Here is a 19,109-nt window from a genome sequence, read left to right on the forward strand (position 1 = left end):
TCTCCTATGAGTGAAATTACACAAAGGGATACTACTGCTCGCAATCGTTGTGGCAGTACTTCTCCCAATGAGCGTCTTGGCCTCTGGGCCCTACCATCAACCATACGAAGACCCAGATCTTGCGGTAGAGTACGCGGTCGCTCACGAATCAACCGAAGCGTTCAATCAAACCTTACAGGAGACTCACTTGAGCGAAGACAACCCAACTCAAGTGGCCGGCCTTTCGTCTGAAACCCAACGCGCTTTCAACGAGATGAAAGCTCAACCAGTTGAGTCAGATTCTCTATCAGGTTCTGGCTGGCAATATGGTGATATTACAGTATGCGTCGAGCTGATGCTTGCATGTGATGAGTACACAGAGCAGCCAGATTTCCCAACTACTGCTAAAATCACACTTGATACGGTGCACTCTGCATTTTTCACTGTTGTTGAACACGATGACGAACTGTACGTGGTAAAGCAAATTCATTCTCTAGCTCCTGCGATGCACATCGGACCAAGTATAGATGCCTTCGTAACGGCAGCACTGTTTGCTGCATACGGGTTATTCATTGGCGGATTCACCTATTTTAGAGGCGAGTCGCACCCACTGCTATCACTTGGATTCATAGGATACGGTATGTCGTTTATTATTTGGCCATATCTTATAGTCTATACAAATATTGACGGCTCTCCTATCAAGCCTGTTGCTGGTGGACTAGTGATCGGAATAGCCTATTTAGCTATATCAAGGGGCTTTGACCGATAGCGAACGTACTGGTAACTGATTCTTCTGTACTGAGGACCACTACCTTTGCAAACAGAGATAGACCTCGTGCGACATTCGCGCTATAGATTCAGCAGACGCTCGTCAACCTATCCGGAGAACGTCAGAACCGGCCTGCTGCATAGAGAGGATGGGCTTTGTTTATAGTGATGCAGATGTATTTTTACCGTTCATCAGGGACACAGATAATTCCAGATGTTTGGTTCGTTGATCTGTGAGATTCCTCTCGCTAGATGTTGTTTCAGCCTCGGGAGATCTGGGATCAACCGATGTTTGAACCACTCGTTTAGCTGATCCCAGCAACCTTCGACAGGGTTCAGCTCGGGGAGTTTCGACGGAAAGTACCACACTTCGAGGCCGTCTCCACGCACGCAGGCGACCGAACTGTCTCCGACAGTTTCGGTCGCCCGCTCACCACTAACGTGTTCCCACAGATCCCGTGCATAGAAGTACCCTGCCCGGTCAAGAAATACCACTAACTCCTCCCCAAACTTCTCTTTCAACGCTTCTAACAGCCGAATCCCGTGAAATCTGTTCAGGTTTTCTTCCGTCCAGAAGTAGAAGCTGTCACCGTCGTCGGTGACAGCGCCGAGCACTGTCACCTTCTTCCAAGAGTTCGAGGTCTCTATTGTTGGATTCGAGCCAATCGGATACCACCCACGTCGTTGAACCGTCCCGACTCGCTTGGTGAACTGATCAACGACAACGACAGTCTTCTCGCTCAGTTCGGGCCGTTTTTTTCGACTGTCTCTTTAAATTCGGCTTCTTCTTCGGGATCGGCTTCGTGATTGCGAGGCCGCGCTGTCCGCCAGGACAGCCCGGCCTCGTGCAAGAGATATCGCGCGTGGCTTTCGGTGTACTCAACGTCGAACTCTTCTTTGACGTAGTGAAGCAGAAGCTTTGGCGACCACGCTTGGTGCTCGTAGCCAAGTTCGGTCGGTGGCTGCTGGAGAGCTTCTTCCAACTGCTCGCGTTCGTCAGCGGTGAGTTTCGATGGTCCACCCGGTCGAGGGTCGTCGTAGGGTGCCTGCTCGATCGGTTCTTCCTCGAACCGATCGAGCCAGTTACGGATGGTTTTCTCGACAACCCCGTGACGTTCAGCCAGCGTCGCGATCTTGTCGCCCTGCTTGCGGCCGATCGCCGCAAGCACTCGCTCCCGTGGAATCTCTCCCTCTGTCTGCTCTCGAAGCTCGTGAAGCTCTTCTATAGAGATATCGTCCAGACGACCCATCACATCTCGTTGCATTCAGACCGGTAAATCACTTTGGACATCACTATAGACGCTCCCGAATGGGCGGTCCGGGAATCATTTTGGCTGAGCAGAACGCAGTAAAGAGCATCTCACGGTACAGATTCACAGGCTGAGAACGAAGCGTTAGAGCCGATTTCTGCTGCGTCTAAACAAGGTCCAGAGGATGTATTCAGCAATCTCGTCGTTTACTCATCCCTGCTGGAATTTGTGAGGCCTAGATGGCTGACTGCGTATGTGTTGGAGACTGAACAGCTAGTGTTCATGAGTCCGCAGCACCCGTTTTCGCTCGCGGCGGTGCTGGAACAGATCGGCACAGGTCTTGAAAAAGATCAGAACGACGACCACGCCAAGCGGTTCTTGGGTGAGGTGGGCGGTGAGTCCCCCAATAAAGACCACACCAAACAGCGCCACGAACCGGGCCGCCGGTTCGACCAGCAACGAGACAGGGCCGCGGCGTTCGTACTCTCGGTTGCCGAGATACTCGGCCCAGTATGAATAGATGTGGGAGACAACGAGGCTAACGGCGATGAGAACCACGGTAAGTGGACTCGCAGGCTCGATCTCTAGAGCACCAACGAGCGGACCAGCCACAAACAAACCCAGCAGGAGCCAAATGACTACGTACTGCTCAAGGAGCGCGCCCAGAATGTCTCCTTTCGGCTTGCCGATGTACGAACGAGGGGGCTCGCCGGCAATATTCCAAAACGCCCGAATGGACTCGGGGTCATCGGTTCCCTCTGCTCGGGAAATCTTTTGAACGTAGACACCCCCGACAACACCAGCCTCAAGCCAGTAGACTATCAGGAGTGCATGGACTTGCCAGTCGGACCACCAAATCACGGCCAGCGATGCGAGGTTTGCCAGGAGTACCCCGACGAACGACCACTCTGCTCGTTTCCACGACGGATGCACGCGTAATCGTGACAGTGGGTGGGAGTTAATTTTGTGGATTTGACTGACCACTACAGAGAACACCATAGCTCGAGATATGCCACACTCGCGCTATGTATTCAGCACGAATGTTGAAATTCATTATTAGTTAGAGATCTCCCAGAGCTGAATTTGCTTATTTGCTCACGCTGCCGCAGTGCGTCCTCGGTCGTGAGTCCGTGCTGGCGAGCAAACTCTTGAGCTAACACCCATGCACGATAGGAGCGGTCAGGATTAGCGTCCTCGAGTTTCCAACTATAGTCGACGAGCGCCTCAACGACGAGTAGGTCTTGCTGGGGTGTACGCATCAACCAGTTTGGTTACATAATCGTATAAAAACTCACGCAAGCACTCCATGTGATCAACGTTCCACTTTGGAGCTAACCCTGACGTTCACTCGCGGACGTGGTTCAAGTCGGATCAGGTCAAGTGGGAGGGATTTTCACGGTGCCGCTGCACCGACATTCCCGTTCGACCCTGCAAATGGGATGTCGATCTCGAGACCGTCGTAAGCCAGCGTTGGCTTCTTCGCCTGGCCCGATCCTCCGCCTTCGAACTCAATGACGCCGATGTCTTCGAGTTCGGAAAGGTTCCGATGGACTTGCTTGTAATCTCGCTCAACTAATTCAGCAGCTTCGCGGATGCTGTCAGGCTGGTGTTCGGAAATCGCCTGCAGCAGTTCCAGATTTTTCGGGCTGAGCAGGCGACTGAGTTCTGCATACGATCCGAGGTTCAGTACCGGCTGGGCGTCGTCGAGATCTTCACCCTCTTGGGCAGCTTTGATACGGCTCCGCGTGCGCTGGTCGAGACGATCGCGTTCACCGACGGTGACTTTGAGCGTGGGCATGGTGTGTTCCTCCTGGAGGCATCCTACCTGGCCAGTCCCACGAGATGGGCGACATCTCCTCGGTCTCGCGTATGAAACGGTCGTACAGCGTCAGCATCCCGGGGAAGTCGATAATTTCGACACTATCTCGAATGTGGCATTCGTGACCTTTCGTACGTTCACTGATAGACTGTGTCTCGAGTATCGAGTTCTAGGACGCGAAGTTCGTTTTGTTCGGTGACCCAATCGATAATTGCTCGTCGTTTCCCGATGCGGAGCGAGTATTCTTCTCGTCCTTTGAGCGGCTTGAGGTGCCGGCCCGGATTCTCCCCGGCCTCAGTCAATTTCGATCGAATTCGAGCCTCAATATCGTTTGGGAGTGATTGCAACTTCTTCTCCACATCAGGATGCAACAGCACTATCGCCATCCGTCGCTACAATTCCTCCCACTCGTCAGACTCTTTTCTCGAGTCAATAGTTTCAGCAGTGGTAGAATCTAATTCAGGGGCAACCTCTGCCCACCATCCGACAGCTCTCGCACCGAGCTTTTTGCGGCTGACGAGGCCTTTTTCGTCCATCTCTCCGAGCCGGTTACGGACACCTTCAGGGGTGATTTGTTTCCCAAACCGGCGAAGCCCCTCAGCAACTTCTGGTGCTGTAAGAACCGGGTCATCCTCGTAGTCAAACACTTTGAGGATTTCTTGTTCAGAGACCGATTCTTCAAATCGGCCCGCGTCATCGCGTCCTTGGCTCATAATCCGAGTAACGTGATGGGCACACATAACCATTTGGCTCGTGCAAACCGGGGTGGTGAAGTTGATGGATTTCTAGCGAACAGTAGCGGGTGTACTGAAAGGCTATTCGTCACCTGTGGGGACAACTGCTATTGAGTGCCGACTTGTTTAATAAGTCGTCACTGTGCCCCCGAATTTGCCCGCTGAACCGGGGTGATCACACGTCGACCCATGCCGATTTGTGCAAGCTTGTTATAGGAGCCTACATGCCGTTGGGGTTGACGGTGAAAGAAGACGGGTATAATGTCTGGACAACCGACCAGAAACTCGAGGGGCTGCGGCGAGCAGCGTCGAACTACTCATCCAACTCGGCGGGTACGTCGCCCTTCGCGCATTCGAGATTTCACAGAATCACCTGAAGCATGTCAGACGCGCCGTTGACGAAGACCACTATCGCCTAAGTGTACCCTCTAGGGGAGAGACACAGCAACCGGGGCTGGAACGCCTCGAGACGCCTCCACCCTGAAAGATGTCGAAGGTTACATTTATCGGTACCAGAACGCTAAACGCGCTCAGCGGAAAGTGAAATCCTGTTCGTCGCCACTGTTAGGACGGTTTTATGGTACTCAAACATTGATGGAGTGGGCCTATCCCACCGTTCTGTATTACTACACTTATTAGATTGAAGTACATTCTTGATATAATAAGTTATTTTGTTGTTAATTCATTATATATCTAGAAGAATCGTTCGCTTCTATGGACGAGTACGATAATTATAAATAAGTTGTTTTTGTTAATTGGATTCTATGGCACTGTTGGATGTCGTTCGACGAATAAGTGCACTCGTGAATAAGTTGTTTGTATTATGGGTCATATTGGCTGCAATATTGGCCTTCTCCCAGCCAGATAGCTTTGTGTGGCTTGGTGAATACATCTCGCTACTACTCGCAGTTGTAATGTTAGGAATGGGGCTTACCCTCACCATCACGGACTTCAGGCGAATTGTCGAACGGCCACGTGATGTTGTTCTCGGCGCAACAGCTCAGTGGCTGATTATGCCCGTTTCTGCATATCTACTGGTCGTCGCCCTCTCTTTACCGGTAGAGATCGGAGTCGGTCTTATCCTTCTTGGTGCAGCACCTGGGGGAACGGCTTCGAACGTTTATACGTATTTAGCCAAGGGTGACGTCGCGCTTTCGGTAACCGTCACATCAGTAACGACGTTGATGGCTCCCATACTCATGCCAGCTTGGGTTATCCTCTTTGCAGGAGAGCAAATTCAGGTCACCTTCGGCGAAATGTTCCAAGAGATCGTTCTTATCGTTGTGATCCCGGTTCTTCTTGGTCTCACTCTCAGGTATCTCCTTGAGCGGTACTCCCCGACGACTGCGAAAGTCGGTCTCTCTGTATTCCCCGTTATCAGCGTCTTCGCAATCGTGGTTATCGTTGCTGCTGTTGTCGGCGGGAACGTTGAGAACCTCCTAACCGCAAGCGGAATCGTGATCGTGGCTGTCCTGCTTCATAATGTGCTCGGGCTCTCCGCTGGCTACGGAACCGGGGTTGTGACGAACATGGCCGAGGATCGATCTCGAGCATTGTCCTTCGAAGTCGGGATGCAAAACAGTGCGCTTTCTGTCGCGATTGCAGCGGCATTCTTTTCGCCGCTTGCATCGCTTGTTCCAGCGGTCGCAGTCGTGCTTCACCAGCTTACTGGCCCTGTTCTGGCAACCTACTTCGCCAGTCAGGATGACGAGTCACTGTACGAAACGACAATCGAGTCTACAGAGTGACTTAGCAGGAGGCCAATCGTTCTGAGGGGAGCGATCGCCAGCAATCCATCCTGAACCGAATTGTTCAAAAATCATTACCCGAGGTGCAGAAAAGTTCGTATTCGCTATCCCTCGGGGCACTTGTTTCGTTTTGGATGGCGACATCTATCGTTCAATGTACCACCGCCCCGCTCGAGGGCACACCTCGGGATGTCCGCCCCGGTCGTCCCTCAAACCGTCTGCATTTAATACCCAGACCCACACCTGAACACATATGCCGAGTGAACTCGAAGAGATCTGTTCACAGCTTTCTCCAGACCAGTATTCGTTTATCGAGGCTGACCGCGACGAACGCGCGGTCGATTGGGGGACAGAGCTAGAAGAGGGGGTACAACCCGACGTCGTTATCTGGCCAGAGGACACCGACGACGTTTCCTCCGTTCTATCAGAAGCCAACGATCGTAGGATTCCAGTCACTCCGTATGCCGCTGGAACGAGTCTCGAGGGAAATCCCGTTCCAGTTGCTGGTGGTATCAGCCTCGATCTAACACGGATGAACGATGTCTACGAGATTCGACCTGACGACTTACAGATCGACGTCGGCCCAGGCATCTATGGTGACGAGATCAACGAAGCACTGAAAAGTCACGGTCTCATGCTTCCGTCGCTTCCTTCTTCAGGAGCCATCTCGACTATCGGTGGAATGATCGCCAACGATGCCTCCGGAATGAAGACGGTCAAGTACGGAGAAGTTTCTGACTGGTTACTCGAAGCCGAAGCAGTTCTTCCTACCGGTGAAGTAGTGACGGCCGGAACGAAAGCTGTAAAGACGTCATCGGGATATAATCTGTTAGATTTGCTCATCGGGAGTGAGGGAACGCTTGCCATCATCACGAGACTGACCTTGCGGCTTGAAGGCAGGCCAGAGCAAGTCTGGGCTGGTCGTGCAACGTTCACGAACTTAGAAGATGCGTCGGCGGCTGTTTTCGATACCGTCCGGTCAGGTGTCGATGTAGCGAAAATAGAACTTATTGACTCGATAAGTGCAGAAATCGCCAATGCAAGCTTAGATACTGATCTTCCGGACTCGCCGATGGTCTTTCTGGAGTTCCATGCCAACCATAGCATCGAGTCGGAAGTCGAGTTTTGCCAAACGGTGTTTGAATCACACAACGTCTCTACCTTCGAGATCGCTGAAAGCGACGAAGAGATGGCGGAGCTGTGGGAAGCCCGACGCGAGCTTGCTGAGGCCGTCGAACCGTTCGATCCAAATCTCTCGTCGCTCACTCCCGGTGACGTGACTGTCCCGATCAGCGCATTGCCGGACATCGTCCGTTTCATCAAAAATATTGGCGACGAACACGGGCTGTTGATCCCATGCTTCGGACACGCGGGAGACGGGAATATCCACTACTTCGTGATGGTCGATCCGGACGATCCTGAAACGGTTGAAACGGGCCAAGCGGTGTCGAAAGAGATCGTGGAATATGCTATTCAGTTAGGTGGAACTGCGACCGGTGAACACGGTGTCGGTGTGGGAAAACAAGCCCATCTCGTCACCGAGCATGGTGAGGTAGCGGTCGACCTCATGCAATCTATCAAAAAGAGCTTCGATCCAAACGGTATTCTTAATCCCGGTAAAATCTTTCCTACTCACCGGTCTGACACCGATACGTCTTCACATCAGTGACAGTCAATCGCTGAATTCACCCGCTGGCCGGCGCACAAACGTTGGTAGCCGATGTAGCGTATTGACACCTTCCTCCGCCTGAAGGTGGGAGGAATCGCACGGCGCCGCACCGTTGAGTTGGGAATTTCAGGTTTGCAGACTGTAAGCACCACTCCGTTCGAATCGGTGTGATGCGGATCGATGGGCAGCCTCCTGGGAGTGCCAACCTCCCGGTACTCCTATCCTCGGTTGGGTTCGGCCCTCGTGGTTGTTTATGCCTGGAGAGGGTTGAGTTACCGTCAACGGACTTGGAGTTACTTGCGTCAGCTCGCTCGCCCGGTGCTTGTTGTTTGATTTCCGCGTCGGGGCACACCCTGTTTCCAGCGTGGGTGGACACTCGAACCGCCACCTGTCGGGCGCTCGGCTACACTGGGGTCGTAACCAGTGTGCCAACACATAGACGACTGTCCTTGTGTAGCAAAAGCGTTCGAGAATTACCGCCGTGACGGCGCCTATCCACGTCGTGAACGGCGCGGTATTGTGCCTGTTCAACTTCTAGGCACATGCGGCCGCCGAAGCCATTGATGAGTTCGGCACTAAGGATGTGGTGGAGGCGTTCGACAGAAGCGTGCTAACACAGAACATATAGGCTTGAACATTGACAGATCACATATGGTTCATGGTCCAAGCCTCGAGAACTTCCGATACATCCGCTTCCACCGACGGAAGGCGGTTTTTGCAGACTTAATCCCAGCAAGCAGCTCCGCGAATGTCGAGGGTTCGGCTTCGGCGTCCGTAATCGCCGTCGGTGCGACCGCGTTCCTCGAGTGAACAGCGTTGTGGCATGGTTCACACAGTGTAATCAGGTTCTCCATTCGATGAACCCCACCGCGTGACTTCGGAACGATATGGTGGGCGTGCAATTCGACATCACCATACGGCCCGCCCCGACGACGGCAGTTTTGACACTGGTGGTCGTCACGGGCGTACACGCGTCGTCGACGTCGATCCCAGTCAGGCGGGTAGTCCTGGGTCGATTGGCGAACGACCCCCGCCGGAGTCTGGTTCTCTTCGACGGTGACGGGAGCCTCGAGGACATCCTCCAGATCGGCCTCATCGGGATCAACCGTCTTACCGTCGGCGGAGAGGTCCAACTCGAGGATTTCCTGCAGGTCTGCAACACTCTCGAGGTCGGTCGGGTCGACACCCACCTCCTCGAGAAACTCACGAACTGTCTCGGGATCGTCGTCACCAACCTGTTCATCCTCGGCATGAACGCCGGTAGAACCGGAAGGTGGTTCGCCAGTCATGGTCCTCGAGTTGCCTCACCGTTCACTATTTCTGTCGTCCCCATACACTCTCGGCAGCCGTGCACATTGCCATCGTTATCTCCGAATACCCGTTCGAACCGCGCCGTAACGTGTGATCCACAGTTTTGGCATTCAGGCATGGTCGTTCCTCCAGACACTCGCGGTGCCCGCTTGTTCGAGTCGGTCGCTCTCTTCATCGAGTAGTTTTGATAGTGATGCAGATGTATTTTTACCGTTCATCAGGGACACAGATAATTCCAGATGTTTGGTTCGTTGATCTGTGAGATTCCTCTCGCTAGATGTTGTTTCAGCCTCGGGAGATCTGGGATCAACCGATGTTTGAACCACTCGTTTAGCTGATCCCAGCAACCTTCGACAGGGTTCAGCTCGGGGAGTTTCGACGGAAAGTACCACACTTCGAGGCCGTCTCCACGCACGCAGGCGACCGAACTGTCTCCGACAGTTTCGGTCGCCCGCTCACCACTAACGTGTTCCCACAGATCCCGTGCATAGAAGTACCCTGCCCGGTCAAGAAATACCACTAACTCCTCCCCAAACTTCTCTTTCAACGCTTCTAACAGCCGAATCCCGTGAAATCTGTTCAGGTTTTCTTCCGTCCAGAAGTAGAAGCTGTCACCGTCGTCGGTGACAGCGCCGAGCACTGTCACCTTCTTCCAAGAGTTCGAGGTCTCTATTGTTGGATTCGAGCCAATCGGATACCACCCACGTCGTTGAACCGTCCCGACTCGCTTGGTGAACTGATCAACGACAACGACAGTCTTCTCGCTCAGTTCGGGCCGTTTTTTTCGACTGTCTCTTTAAATTCGGCTTCTTCTTCGGGATCGGCTTCGTGATTGCGAGGCCGCGCTGTCCGCCAGGACAGCCCGGCCTCGTGCAAGAGATATCGCGCGTGGCTTTCGGTGTACTCAACGTCGAACTCTTCTTTGACGTAGTGAAGCAGAAGCTTTGGCGACCACGCTTGGTGCTCGTAGCCAAGTTCGGTCGGTGGCTGCTGGAGAGCTTCTTCCAACTGCTCGCGTTCGTCAGCGGTGAGTTTCGATGGTCCACCCGGTCGAGGGTCGTCGTAGGGTGCCTGCTCGATCGGTTCTTCCTCGAACCGATCGAGCCAGTTACGGATGGTTTTCTCGACAACCCCGTGACGTTCAGCCAGCGTCGCGATCTTGTCGCCCTGCTTGCGGCCGATCGCCGCAAGCACTCGCTCCCGTGGAATCTCTCCCTCTGTCTGCTCTCGAAGCTCGTGAAGCTCTTCTATAGAGATATCGTCCAGACGACCCATCACATCTCGTTGCATTCAGACCGGTAAATCACTTTGGACATCACTATGACTGCTTGTACATACAATTACTCCAGTATCGATAGCGGTGAATCGTCTCGGGTCAAGTGGTTCGAGAATCAAAGATTCTCGTCATTACGAGAGAGCGAGGCTCTCTCGAACGATCCCGAGGCTTCCTGCTTCGATGGTGCGCTTTGCAGACACCGAAGTGGTGTCCGTAGGGAGCGCAGTCTCCACAGGCGTCCCTTCGGGCCATCCCGGCGGTGTTCAGATAAGGTTCAAGAATTGACCTCCTCCCGCGCCTGAAGACGCGGGAATCCGCGAAGCGGAGTTCAAGGTTGCGCGTTTCCTCGGTGGCGAAGTACGCTTTCGCGTCCCACGTCGACGGTCGCCGCCCAGTTGTGACCAAGGACGTGCGTTACAGCGCGTATAGCCCAGCCAAACGGGCCTTCCGTCCGACGCGCGGTCGGCGTTTCGACGCGACGAATACCGCTCGTCGCTCCACGGCGGGGTATTCAGCCCGCACGGTACCACGATTCGCGTCGGCCAAGCCGTTACGTCGTGGACTGGTTCAGTCGGATTTGTTACCACGCGAGAAGTCACGGCGAAGCCGTGGTGTCGTCAAAGACGGCGTTTCTCAACGTGGGAACTCCGGTACTGCCGTCTACGGAACACAGCCTGATCAAGCTTACGCGCCTATCCACGGCCTGTAGTAGTTAGGAGAAGTTCTGAAAATAGGCTCGAGAGACACAGTTGATAGAAGCGTGATAGAAACGAATACTGTATGTGGCCACCTTCATTTCTTCTCTTCATTACTAAAGGCCGTGGCATTGCGCTACTCCGCCTGTAAGGCGTGACGTTTTCTGAGTGATTCATGCCCGAAAACGCACGCCTCACAGGAAGTGTCGGCCAGCTCGACTTGGATTTTGTGGAGCGGGAAGCAACACCGCAACTGTTGAGGCAGCTCAGTATTCATCTTCACCTTGCTGGGCTCTCGCTTTCGGATACTGTTCGAGTCCTCTAGACTTTCGCTGTTGAACAGGCTCGATCGACCGTTCACAACTGGGTTCACAAGGCCGATCTCCAGCCGGAATCCGGATCACGTTGCGGTCGACGAGACGGTGATCCGACTCAACGACGAACAGTACTGGCTGTACACTGTCGCTGATCTCGACTCGAACGAATTGCTCCATACGAAGCTCGAACTAACGAGAAACAAGGTTATTGCGAGCAATTTCGTTCGAGAGCTTCGAGAGAAACACGACGTCAACGACGCCGTGTTTCTCATCAGTGGTGATCGATTGCTACAGTATGGCTGTGAGCATCACGGCCTTGAGTTCCAGTACGAACGACACGGTGACCGGAACAGCGTCGAACGTGTCTTTCGTGATATAAAACGACGAACAATCTTGTTCTCAAACTGCTTCAGCAACGCCAGAGCAACAACTGTCGATCAGTGACTCAAATCGTTCGCGTTCGCATGGAACCAGCTTATCTGAACACGACCCAAAGACGAGCAATTATCTCTAACGTCTACAGATAAGCAAGGCGAGTGCCTCGGGGCTTGACCCCGAGGCGGTTCACCATATACGACGGGAAGCTTTCTCTCTCGCACCACCTGTTCCCAAGGTAGTCTCCACAGATTTTCGCTACAAGGGAAGGCAACGAATTACACGAGTCGACAAACCACTCCTCGGATTTTACGGCCGTACTGTTGTAATCTTTGTGGCCTTTTGAAAAGCAACGTGAGTTCTGTGCTTATGCTATCAGCGTTACTTCGTTTTCTGGTCTCCTTTAGGAGAGGATTCAGTACCTAGCGCGTTAATCGAAGTCGCGACACCTACAAACTCTATCCGGCTTGAATTGTCCCCCACCAGACCGTGAGTTTGGACTCTGACCGACGTTATGTTACGTTGTCAACCTCGAATTGATGGGTTCACTATGTGAAATGCGCCGCGATTGGATCGTCGGAATGGCTAGCAACCGACCTTCGAAGTTCTGCCGTTCCGAATATTGAAATACAGTCTGACGGATTCGAATCGACGGTAGAATCAGCACCTGAAGAGTCGATTCCTTCGAGTTCCTTACTGCTCGACGAGGGCGGCGACTGCTGGTTATGGGCAAGGTCTGATCAGCCATATGCAAGCGTTACCCTGATTTCGCCGGCTTTGTCCCACAGCAGTTTGGGCAATTTTTCCCGGAGATAGTCGCCTTTAAACCGGCTTGTCGGGCCAAATACTCCGAGTGAACCGAGCAGTTCATCATCGGGCGTGTAGACCGGGACGGCGACGCCGCGTAGGCCGTTCATGTGCTCTTCGTCGTTGATTGCATAGCTACGCTCGCGGATCGTCTCGAGTTCCGTGAAGAGGTCGTCGGGGTTAGTAATCGTGTTCCGCGTGATCCGCTCGAGGCCACGCTCCTGAATAAACGTTTCGACGCGCTCGATTTCCCACTCTGAAAGGATGACCTTTCCCGACGCGAGACTGTGCAGGGGTCGGCGCTTGCCGATCATTGTGTCCGAGAGACTGCCATAGCGGTGGACATAGACGCCTTCGAAGTCCTCCTCGACGATGAACACCGCACGCTCATCGGTCTCTTGACCGAGTTCGAACACTTTCCGCTTGGCAGCGGTGTATCCCCTTTTTCGCGTCCGAGCGGTCTCGCTTAACTGGAGAAACCGGAATCCGATGTAGTAGCCGCCATTGCGCTCTATCAGGTAGCCAAGATCCGACAAGGTCGTCACGTGCCGGTAAACGGTACTTTTTGTTAGCCCCGTCCGCCGCGTTAGTTCCGTGATGCTAAGTCCCTCTTCGTCGCGAACTTTCTCGATGATATCGAAAGTTTTCCGCGTCGTGCTCACCCCTGCGGTCGTCTCCTGCTCACCGTTTGTTCCCATACGGAGAGTGTACGGCGGTAGCCCAATCAATGTTCCGGAAAATAAAACAGCTAGTGCATTATGTGAAACGACCGTCGGATCCTACGCTTTCGGAGGTGATTTTGTTCCACTAAACGAAACAAGACGTCACTAGAATGGTGAACGGGTCTGTAGTAGCAACCGCTGGTGTACTATCGTGTCTCCTGAGATCTCCTGTAGGAACACCTGGTTCTAACTTTCAATGCAACCAGCGTTGACGAAGCAACTGACCGTTCTCACAGAGCCAGACAAAGCCGTCACTGGGAAACGATTCAACAGGGCCTAATGGCTGATATTGTTCCCTGCACGAAGGCCCTCCACGTGAATTCTTCTCGAGAGTTTGCATTGACGTCTTTCCGGTTTGTGGGTGTAGACGCCCTCCAATTTGTTGTCACTGAACGAGTTTCAGTCAATAGACGCGCCGATACGTGTGGCCCCGAGAGCACGACGTTTTTGCTGGCCGTCGTTGATGGATATCTGAATTCGAGATACAATGCGAACCAAACCGGATAACGGGATAGACGTCGATTACGCTTTTGTTGACTCCATCACACTGGGGCGGAACAATTATACTAATGGAATTTGTGAGTGTTAGATATGGATTCAGGAAAAAAGATCACGCAGGTAGGCTTGAGTAGGCGGTCCTTCCTGGCAGCAGGTGTCGGATCGACGGTGGCATTGGCGGGCTGTCTTGGCAACGGAGAGGAAGACGGCGTGGACGGCAGCGGAAGCGACAATGGTTCCAGATACGAACGCATCAGCGTTAGCTTCTCCGAGCAGGGTGGTGCGCTGAACGAGGGACGTCTCGACATCGGTGTCGGGACGATGATGAATTTCTCTATCACTCCGGGCTGGGTCCAGGAGGCCGTCGCCTCAGTCGACGACTTTCGTATTCTTGACGTGGAAGACGCGACCGCCGATGCTTGGAACGACGATGACACGCTGTTCATCGAGGATCTTGACACCGACGAACTCGAAGGCGCCGATAACGATCACGTGGACGTTCCCGGCGAGGTCCCGTGCCCGACGTTTGCATACAACTTCGTCTCTCGAGTGGAACTCGACTACGATGTCGTGTATACGTTCCTCGAGACAATGTGGGACGTGCGTGAAGACCTCGCTGACGAGTTTGGAATCTTTGCGTTTCACGAGGATCCAGAGTTCTGGGTTCAGAACCACTACGAGGGCATCCCGTTTCACCCCGCTGCAGCGGATTTCTACCAGGACGAACTTGACGTCTGGAGCGATGAGTTCGAGCGTGCCGACGAATCCGACGACGTACTCGAGGCCGATACGATCAGGATGAAGACCTCCGAGCAGGGGACAACGGGACATGCTGCCAATGAGGCGCTGGCCGCGGTTATGAACGACCATCTGGACGAGCTGTCGATCGAAGCCCAGACGAGCGATGGATCGGAAGAGAACATTGGAGACATCGCCTCGGAGAACATCGAAATGGGATTCCTCCAGAACTGGACTGCCCGGGAGTTCCGTGAGGGCGTTGCCCCGTTCGACGACCTCGACTTTGAGATGACACAAGTGTTTCACTACTACGACCTGCCGTGGTACTTCATTACCAATAACATGGATCTCGAGACGTTGTCCGACATCGAGCCCGATATGGCAGTTTCGCCGACGCCGAGCGGATCTGGCACTGCACCCGGCCTCGAGCGCGCACTTGAGTACGCCCTGGACGACTAACGATCGATGTCAACTGTGAGCTCCCGTCTTGGACAGCTAACACGGTATCGACTGTTAGCTGGCGTCACGTACGGCATGGCGGCGTCGTTTACGATCTTTACGCTCTACTACGCGTTCTTCATCTTGACAAATCTGACAATCGCCGGTGTCTCCCTTCGGCCGCTGGTTCCGTCGGTACTCGTCTTCTCCGAGCAGGCGGAGTACGTCGTCGTGTTTACCGGCTGGGGATTGGCGGTTTACTACTTGGACTATGCGCGTCGGCAACTAGATGACCGCCGAGAGCTTGATACCGCGGACGACAACGAGTCGAACCCCAAGAGTCTCGCAGCAGTGTCCGATCAGCTGTCGGTTCTCGGTGACCAAGGCGATCGTCAACTCATGGATAGGGTTGACGGGTTCAAACGAGCCTACAGCAGGTGCGATCCGTTCGTCGCCATCGCGCTCGCCTTCCTCTCGCTCGTCACAATGGCCTACATGCTCGGGGAGTTCTCCCGACTAGACGGTGAGGCGTACATCGCTGGCTTCACCACGATGGACCATGTCATCGGCGCAGCACTCATCGTCCTCGTCACCGACGCGACGCGGCGAGCGTTCGGCTGGATTATTGCTTCCGTAGCAGTCTTCGCGATCATCTACTCCCACGAGTCGGTCAGCACACTTCCGGTTCTTCCTGAGTTGCTCGCTTGGTCTGGCGAAGACCTAACGGGTATCGTCGAAGAGGCTGCCCTCGGAGTTCAGTCCGGCATCTTCGACAGTACCATCATGGGAATCGGCGCGACGTGGGTCGCGATCTTCATCATGTTCGCCGGAATTGCCAAGTCCTACGGACTCATGGAATTCATCCGGGAAGTCGGAACAGAACTGGGTTCTACGCTTCGAACCGGCGTCGTCCAAATTGCGGTCGTCTCGAGTATGATCATGGGCTCGATCACCGGAAGCGCGGCCGCGAACACTGCGACGACCGGAAGTTTCACAATCCCCATGATCAAGGACCAAGGCGTTCGCGATGACTTCGCGGCGTCGATCGAAGCCGTCGCTTCCGCTGGTGGCCAGATGCTCCCACCAGTGATGGGTGTCGCAGCGTTCCTCATGGCCGACATTGTTGGCGTCCCGTACTTGGACATCGTTCAGGCCGGCGTAATTCCAGCAATGCTGTTTTATGTGAGCGTCTGTGTGGCAGTTCACTTCACGATCCTCAAGTTCGGCTGGACCTCAACCAGCCTCTCGCCGTTCGACTGGCGAGTTCTTCTTGGCGGAGTCCACTTCGCAATCCCGTTGGCAGTGCTCCTGTACACCCTTATCTACCTCCGCTTTACGCCTTTAACGGCGGGATTCTACACGATCCTGTCTATCGTGGCGGTCATCTTCGTCCGCAATTACCTTATCGACGTGTTCGAGATCGATCGAGTGGTGCGGTCGAAACTTGGTGCCGGCGACGATGGGACCGGCACCGCGACGACCAACGTGTCGGTCGTCACTGCATCTTACCGTTCCGCCATGCGAACGGCTAGACAGAGTATCAATGGACTCAAACAGGGCGGCCTCGAGATGGCACCACTTGTCGGTGTCCTCGCGGCGATGGGACTGATCGTTGAACTGCTCGAGACGAGTGGACTAACCGGCCGTCTCGGTGCGGGAATCATCGGCTTTGCAGATGTGACGGTCCTTGGGGTTACGGGCGGACTGGCACTCGTGTTGGTGCTTGCGATGATCGCCAGCATTGCTTTCGGTCTTGGTATGCCGACCCCGGCGGCGTACATCTTGGTTGCGTTTCTGATCGCGGATGCGGTGACAGAGATGGCCGTCCCGGAGATTACGACCCACATGTTCGTGTTTTATTTCGCGATGTTGTCGGCGATCACGCCGCCGGTGGCTATCTCCGTCGCAGTGGGGGCTCGAATCGCTGGGACGAATTTCATGAACGCTTGTGTCCAAGCGTTGCGCATCGGTGCACCCGGGTTCGTTATTCCGTTCGCGTTTGTCGCGAACAACAGCTTGATTGAGTGGTCGACGGCGACACTGTACGAGTTCCCGGTCGTCCTCGCGGGGACTATCGGACTGATCGTTGCGACGGTCGGCTTCGACGGTGCTCGTACTCTCTCTATTCCTGTCCGTGTCTTCTACCTTGTCGTCGGATTCGCTGCAATGTTCGGCTCGGTCGCAGCCGGCGCCGTCGGAATGGGGATTCAGATCGCTGCAGCGGTGACCATCGCTCTGCTGTTGCTTCGAGCACGGTACCTCGTTGGCTACGAAGTCGATAGCAGGCGCCCAGACGTTGACGCATCCTCATTCGACTGACTTGGCAGGCTTCGGCTCGCCGGGATGAAAATTCTTTTGTGATCTTCACTCGGTCTAGCTATTAGATGGCAAGTCTCATAACTGACGTCGCCGAGACGGTAGAGTCGACTCCGGATTCGCCGGCGATCGTTTTTGACGGTTCTGAACAGACTTACAGGCAGTTCTGGCACCGGACTGGACAATTCGCACAGGCGTTGGCCGACCACGGTATCGGCGAGGGCGATCGTGTCGGGATCTACCTCCCGAATCTCCCCCAGTTCGTGACGGCCTTCTACGGCACCCTCCGTGCAGGCGGCATTGTCGTCCCGATGAATCCGCAGTACAAAGCTCGCGAAATTAGTCATCTGCTTGGCGATAGCGGCGCAAAGGCTGTCATCTCGCTGGCCGACAACGTTCCCGAGGTTGTCGAAGTCCTCAGTGAAACCGACGTGGAGGAGGTCGTCAGTGTAGGTGGAGCCGTCGACGGTGCGACTGCGTTCAAGAATTTCCTGGCTGACGAAACGCTCGACGTCGTCGAGCGTGCGGATGACGACGTTGCGGTGCAGCCATACACCTCAGGGACGACGGGCACGCCGAAAGGAGTCTTGCTCACCCACCGCAACATCCGGTGGACGACGAACGCGAACGCGAACGTCCCTCACGGTGGGTTTCAGTCCTCTGATCGACTCGTCGGCACGCTCCCACTGTTTCACATCTACGGGATGTCCGTCGTGATGAACGGCGCGATGTACAGCGGCGGCGCCTATTACCCTATACCCGAGTGGAACGCCTCCGCGGTGATGGACGTACTTGAGGAGGATGCGATCACTATCATGTTCGGCGTGCCCGCGATGTTCAACGACATGATCAACCAGCCCGACGCCGACACGTACGAGTTCGAGGCGCTGCGCTTCGTCAACTCTGGCGGTTCGAGCCTGCCGCTCGAGGTGCTCGAACGCTTCGAGAAGCTATACGATATCGAACTCTACGAAGGATACGGCCTCACTGAAACAAGTCCGGTCACCCACGCCAACCGTGGCAGCGCCCGTCGGAAGGGTTCGATCGGTACCCCCCTTGATGGCGTCGACGCGAAGGTTGTCACCGAACTGTTCGAGACGGTCCCGCGAATTGAGGAGGGACCGATAGACGAAGATGAAGCGGAACTACACGAAATCACGGGAGAGCTCGTTGTGAGCGGACCGAACGTGATGAAGGGGTACTACGGCCTACCCAAGGCCACCGAGGAGGCCTTCACTGAGGAGGACGGAACAACCTGGTTCCACACTGGCGACATCTGTTACTGGGACGAAGACGACTTCTTTTACGTCGTGGACCGGGAGAAGCACATGATCGTCACCGGCGGCTACAACGTCTATCCCCGTGAGATAGAGGAGTTACTGTTCGAACACGAAGCCGTCGCCGACGCCGCAGTCGTCGGTGTACCGGACGAGCGCCGTGGTGAAACGGTGAAGGCGTTTATCGTTCCGATGCCCGATGCGACGGCTGAACCCGAGGACATCAAAGAGTACTGTCTTGAGCACATTGCAGCGTACAAACACCCGCGCGAGGTCGAGTTCGTCGAAGAACTTCCGCGGACAACGACCGGCAAGGTTCAGAAGTTCAAGATCAGCGGCGAAGACGCGGACGGCTAGCCCCGTTCTTGTGAC

General features: G+C 54.6%; 16 protein-coding genes and 2 pseudogenes. 7 read left to right on the forward strand and 11 right to left on the reverse strand.

Annotated features, from left to right (window positions below; all coding sequences use genetic code 11):
- Positions 1-10: 10 nt before the first annotated feature.
- Positions 11-748 (forward strand): hypothetical protein, encoded by a 738-nt coding sequence (locus AArc1_RS18415; RefSeq protein WP_133412309.1) that lies wholly within the window; start codon positions 11-13, stop codon positions 746-748.
- Between the two features lie 191 nt (positions 749-939).
- On the opposite strand, the gene AArc1_RS00590 is transcribed toward AArc1_RS18415, so the two are convergent.
- The 6 genes and pseudogenes from AArc1_RS00590 to AArc1_RS00625 all read right to left on the reverse strand — a co-directional run bounded on the left by AArc1_RS00590 (position 940) and on the right by AArc1_RS00625 (position 4,529).
- The gene (locus AArc1_RS00590) at positions 940-1,491 is read right to left on the reverse strand and encodes a transposase (protein WP_117362370.1); all 552 of its coding nucleotides are present in this window, start codon (positions 1,489-1,491) and stop codon (positions 940-942) included.
- A complete protein-coding gene (locus AArc1_RS00595; protein WP_117362371.1) occupies positions 1,488-1,997 on the reverse strand; it encodes an IS630 family transposase in 510 nt (169 codons plus the stop codon). Before AArc1_RS00595 ends, AArc1_RS00590 begins: the two co-directional genes overlap by 4 nt.
- A 273-nt stretch (positions 1,998-2,270) precedes the next feature.
- Positions 2,271-2,930 (reverse strand): DUF6498-containing protein, encoded by a 660-nt coding sequence (locus tag AArc1_RS00600; RefSeq protein ID WP_133412310.1) that lies wholly within the window; start codon positions 2,928-2,930, stop codon positions 2,271-2,273.
- Between the two features lie 460 nt (positions 2,931-3,390).
- Positions 3,391-3,795, reverse strand: a complete 405-nt coding sequence (locus AArc1_RS00610) for an HVO_A0114 family putative DNA-binding protein (protein WP_117362446.1) — start codon at positions 3,793-3,795, stop codon at positions 3,391-3,393.
- A pseudogene (locus AArc1_RS19635) lies at positions 3,767-3,955 on the reverse strand (hypothetical protein); the annotation flags it as partial. The gene AArc1_RS00610 and the pseudogene AArc1_RS19635, both read right to left, overlap by 29 nt.
- A 253-nt stretch (positions 3,956-4,208) precedes the next feature.
- Positions 4,209-4,529, reverse strand: coding sequence for a winged-helix domain-containing protein (locus AArc1_RS00625; RefSeq protein WP_117362535.1), 321 nt, complete (start codon positions 4,527-4,529; stop codon positions 4,209-4,211).
- Between the two features lie 785 nt (positions 4,530-5,314).
- Between AArc1_RS00625 and AArc1_RS00630 the strand changes: the two genes are divergently transcribed.
- Together AArc1_RS00630 and AArc1_RS00635 are read left to right on the forward strand one after the other, a co-directional pair.
- Positions 5,315-6,298, forward strand: a complete 984-nt coding sequence (locus tag AArc1_RS00630) for a bile acid:sodium symporter family protein (RefSeq protein ID WP_117362448.1) — start codon at positions 5,315-5,317, stop codon at positions 6,296-6,298.
- Between the two features lie 253 nt (positions 6,299-6,551).
- Complete coding sequence (locus AArc1_RS00635; protein ID WP_117362449.1) at positions 6,552-7,967, forward strand: FAD-binding oxidoreductase; 1,416 nt, start codon at positions 6,552-6,554, stop codon at positions 7,965-7,967.
- A gap of 656 nt (positions 7,968-8,623) precedes the next feature.
- On the opposite strand, the gene AArc1_RS00645 is transcribed toward AArc1_RS00635, so the two are convergent.
- From AArc1_RS00645 to AArc1_RS00655, 4 genes are read right to left on the reverse strand one after another with little or no spacing between them, the layout of a single operon-like run.
- On the reverse strand, positions 8,624-9,256 hold the full coding sequence (locus AArc1_RS00645; RefSeq protein WP_117362451.1) for an HNH endonuclease: 633 nt from the start codon (positions 9,254-9,256) through the stop codon (positions 8,624-8,626).
- Positions 9,253-9,453 carry a DUF7563 family protein gene (locus tag AArc1_RS19730; RefSeq protein WP_133412191.1) on the reverse strand — a complete coding sequence of 67 codons (201 nt, stop codon included), beginning with the start codon at positions 9,451-9,453 and terminating at the stop codon, positions 9,253-9,255. The genes AArc1_RS00645 and AArc1_RS19730 overlap by 4 nt, the downstream gene beginning before the upstream one ends.
- A gap of 42 nt (positions 9,454-9,495) precedes the next feature.
- Positions 9,496-10,047 (reverse strand): transposase, encoded by a 552-nt coding sequence (locus AArc1_RS00650; protein ID WP_117362370.1) that lies wholly within the window; start codon positions 10,045-10,047, stop codon positions 9,496-9,498.
- Positions 10,044-10,553: an IS630 family transposase gene (locus tag AArc1_RS00655; RefSeq protein ID WP_117362371.1), complete on the reverse strand. Its 510-nt coding sequence runs from the start codon at positions 10,551-10,553 to the stop codon at positions 10,044-10,046. The genes AArc1_RS00650 and AArc1_RS00655 overlap by 4 nt, the downstream gene beginning before the upstream one ends.
- 871 nt (positions 10,554-11,424) lie before the next feature.
- Between AArc1_RS00655 and AArc1_RS00660 the strand changes: the two are divergent.
- Positions 11,425-12,010 (forward strand): annotated as a pseudogene (locus AArc1_RS00660) (IS6 family transposase).
- 671 nt (positions 12,011-12,681) lie between these two features.
- Here the strand turns inward: AArc1_RS00660 and AArc1_RS00665 are convergent.
- Entirely contained in the window at positions 12,682-13,446 is a 765-nt protein-coding gene (locus AArc1_RS00665; protein ID WP_117362452.1) for an IclR family transcriptional regulator, read from the reverse strand.
- A gap of 615 nt (positions 13,447-14,061) precedes the next feature.
- Here AArc1_RS00665 and AArc1_RS00670 point away from each other — a divergent pair.
- From AArc1_RS00670 to AArc1_RS00680, 3 genes are all read left to right on the forward strand, one after another.
- The gene (locus tag AArc1_RS00670; RefSeq protein ID WP_117362453.1) at positions 14,062-15,165 is read left to right on the forward strand and encodes a substrate-binding domain-containing protein; all 1,104 of its coding nucleotides are present in this window, start codon (positions 14,062-14,064) and stop codon (positions 15,163-15,165) included.
- 6 nt (positions 15,166-15,171) lie between these two features.
- Positions 15,172-17,463, forward strand: a complete 2,292-nt coding sequence (locus AArc1_RS00675) for a TRAP transporter permease (protein ID WP_228442310.1) — start codon at positions 15,172-15,174, stop codon at positions 17,461-17,463.
- 65 nt (positions 17,464-17,528) lie between these two features.
- A complete protein-coding gene (locus AArc1_RS00680) occupies positions 17,529-19,094 on the forward strand; it encodes an AMP-binding protein (protein ID WP_117362455.1) in 1,566 nt (521 codons plus the stop codon).
- Positions 19,095-19,109: the final 15 nt, after the last annotated feature.

The sequence above is a fragment of the Natrarchaeobaculum sulfurireducens genome, assembly GCF_003430825.1.
Lineage (GTDB): Archaea > Halobacteriota > Halobacteria > Halobacteriales > Natrialbaceae > Natrarchaeobaculum > Natrarchaeobaculum sulfurireducens.

Excerpts from the sequence above, each read along its gene's own strand:
- AArc1_RS00625 (WP_117362535.1), bottom strand. The coding sequence starts at position 4,529 with ATGAGCCAAGGACGCGATGACGCGGGCCGATTTGAAGAATCGGTCTCT.
- AArc1_RS00630 (WP_117362448.1), top strand. The coding sequence starts at position 5,315 with ATGGCACTGTTGGATGTCGTTCGACGAATAAGTGCACTCGTGAATAAG.
- AArc1_RS00670 (WP_117362453.1), top strand. The coding sequence starts at position 14,062 with ATGGATTCAGGAAAAAAGATCACGCAGGTAGGCTTGAGTAGGCGGTCC.
- AArc1_RS00645 (WP_117362451.1), bottom strand. The coding sequence starts at position 9,256 with ATGACTGGCGAACCACCTTCCGGTTCTACCGGCGTTCATGCCGAGGAT.
- AArc1_RS00635 (WP_117362449.1), top strand. The coding sequence starts at position 6,552 with ATGCCGAGTGAACTCGAAGAGATCTGTTCACAGCTTTCTCCAGACCAG.
- AArc1_RS00665 (WP_117362452.1), bottom strand. The coding sequence starts at position 13,446 with ATGGGAACAAACGGTGAGCAGGAGACGACCGCAGGGGTGAGCACGACG.
- AArc1_RS00655 (WP_117362371.1), bottom strand. The coding sequence starts at position 10,553 with ATGGGTCGTCTGGACGATATCTCTATAGAAGAGCTTCACGAGCTTCGA.
- AArc1_RS19730 (WP_133412191.1), bottom strand. The coding sequence starts at position 9,453 with ATGAAGAGAGCGACCGACTCGAACAAGCGGGCACCGCGAGTGTCTGGA.
- AArc1_RS00595 (WP_117362371.1), bottom strand. The coding sequence starts at position 1,997 with ATGGGTCGTCTGGACGATATCTCTATAGAAGAGCTTCACGAGCTTCGA.
- AArc1_RS00675 (WP_228442310.1), top strand. The coding sequence starts at position 15,172 with ATGTCAACTGTGAGCTCCCGTCTTGGACAGCTAACACGGTATCGACTG.
- AArc1_RS00610 (WP_117362446.1), bottom strand. The coding sequence starts at position 3,795 with ATGCCCACGCTCAAAGTCACCGTCGGTGAACGCGATCGTCTCGACCAG.
- AArc1_RS00680 (WP_117362455.1), top strand. The coding sequence starts at position 17,529 with ATGGCAAGTCTCATAACTGACGTCGCCGAGACGGTAGAGTCGACTCCG.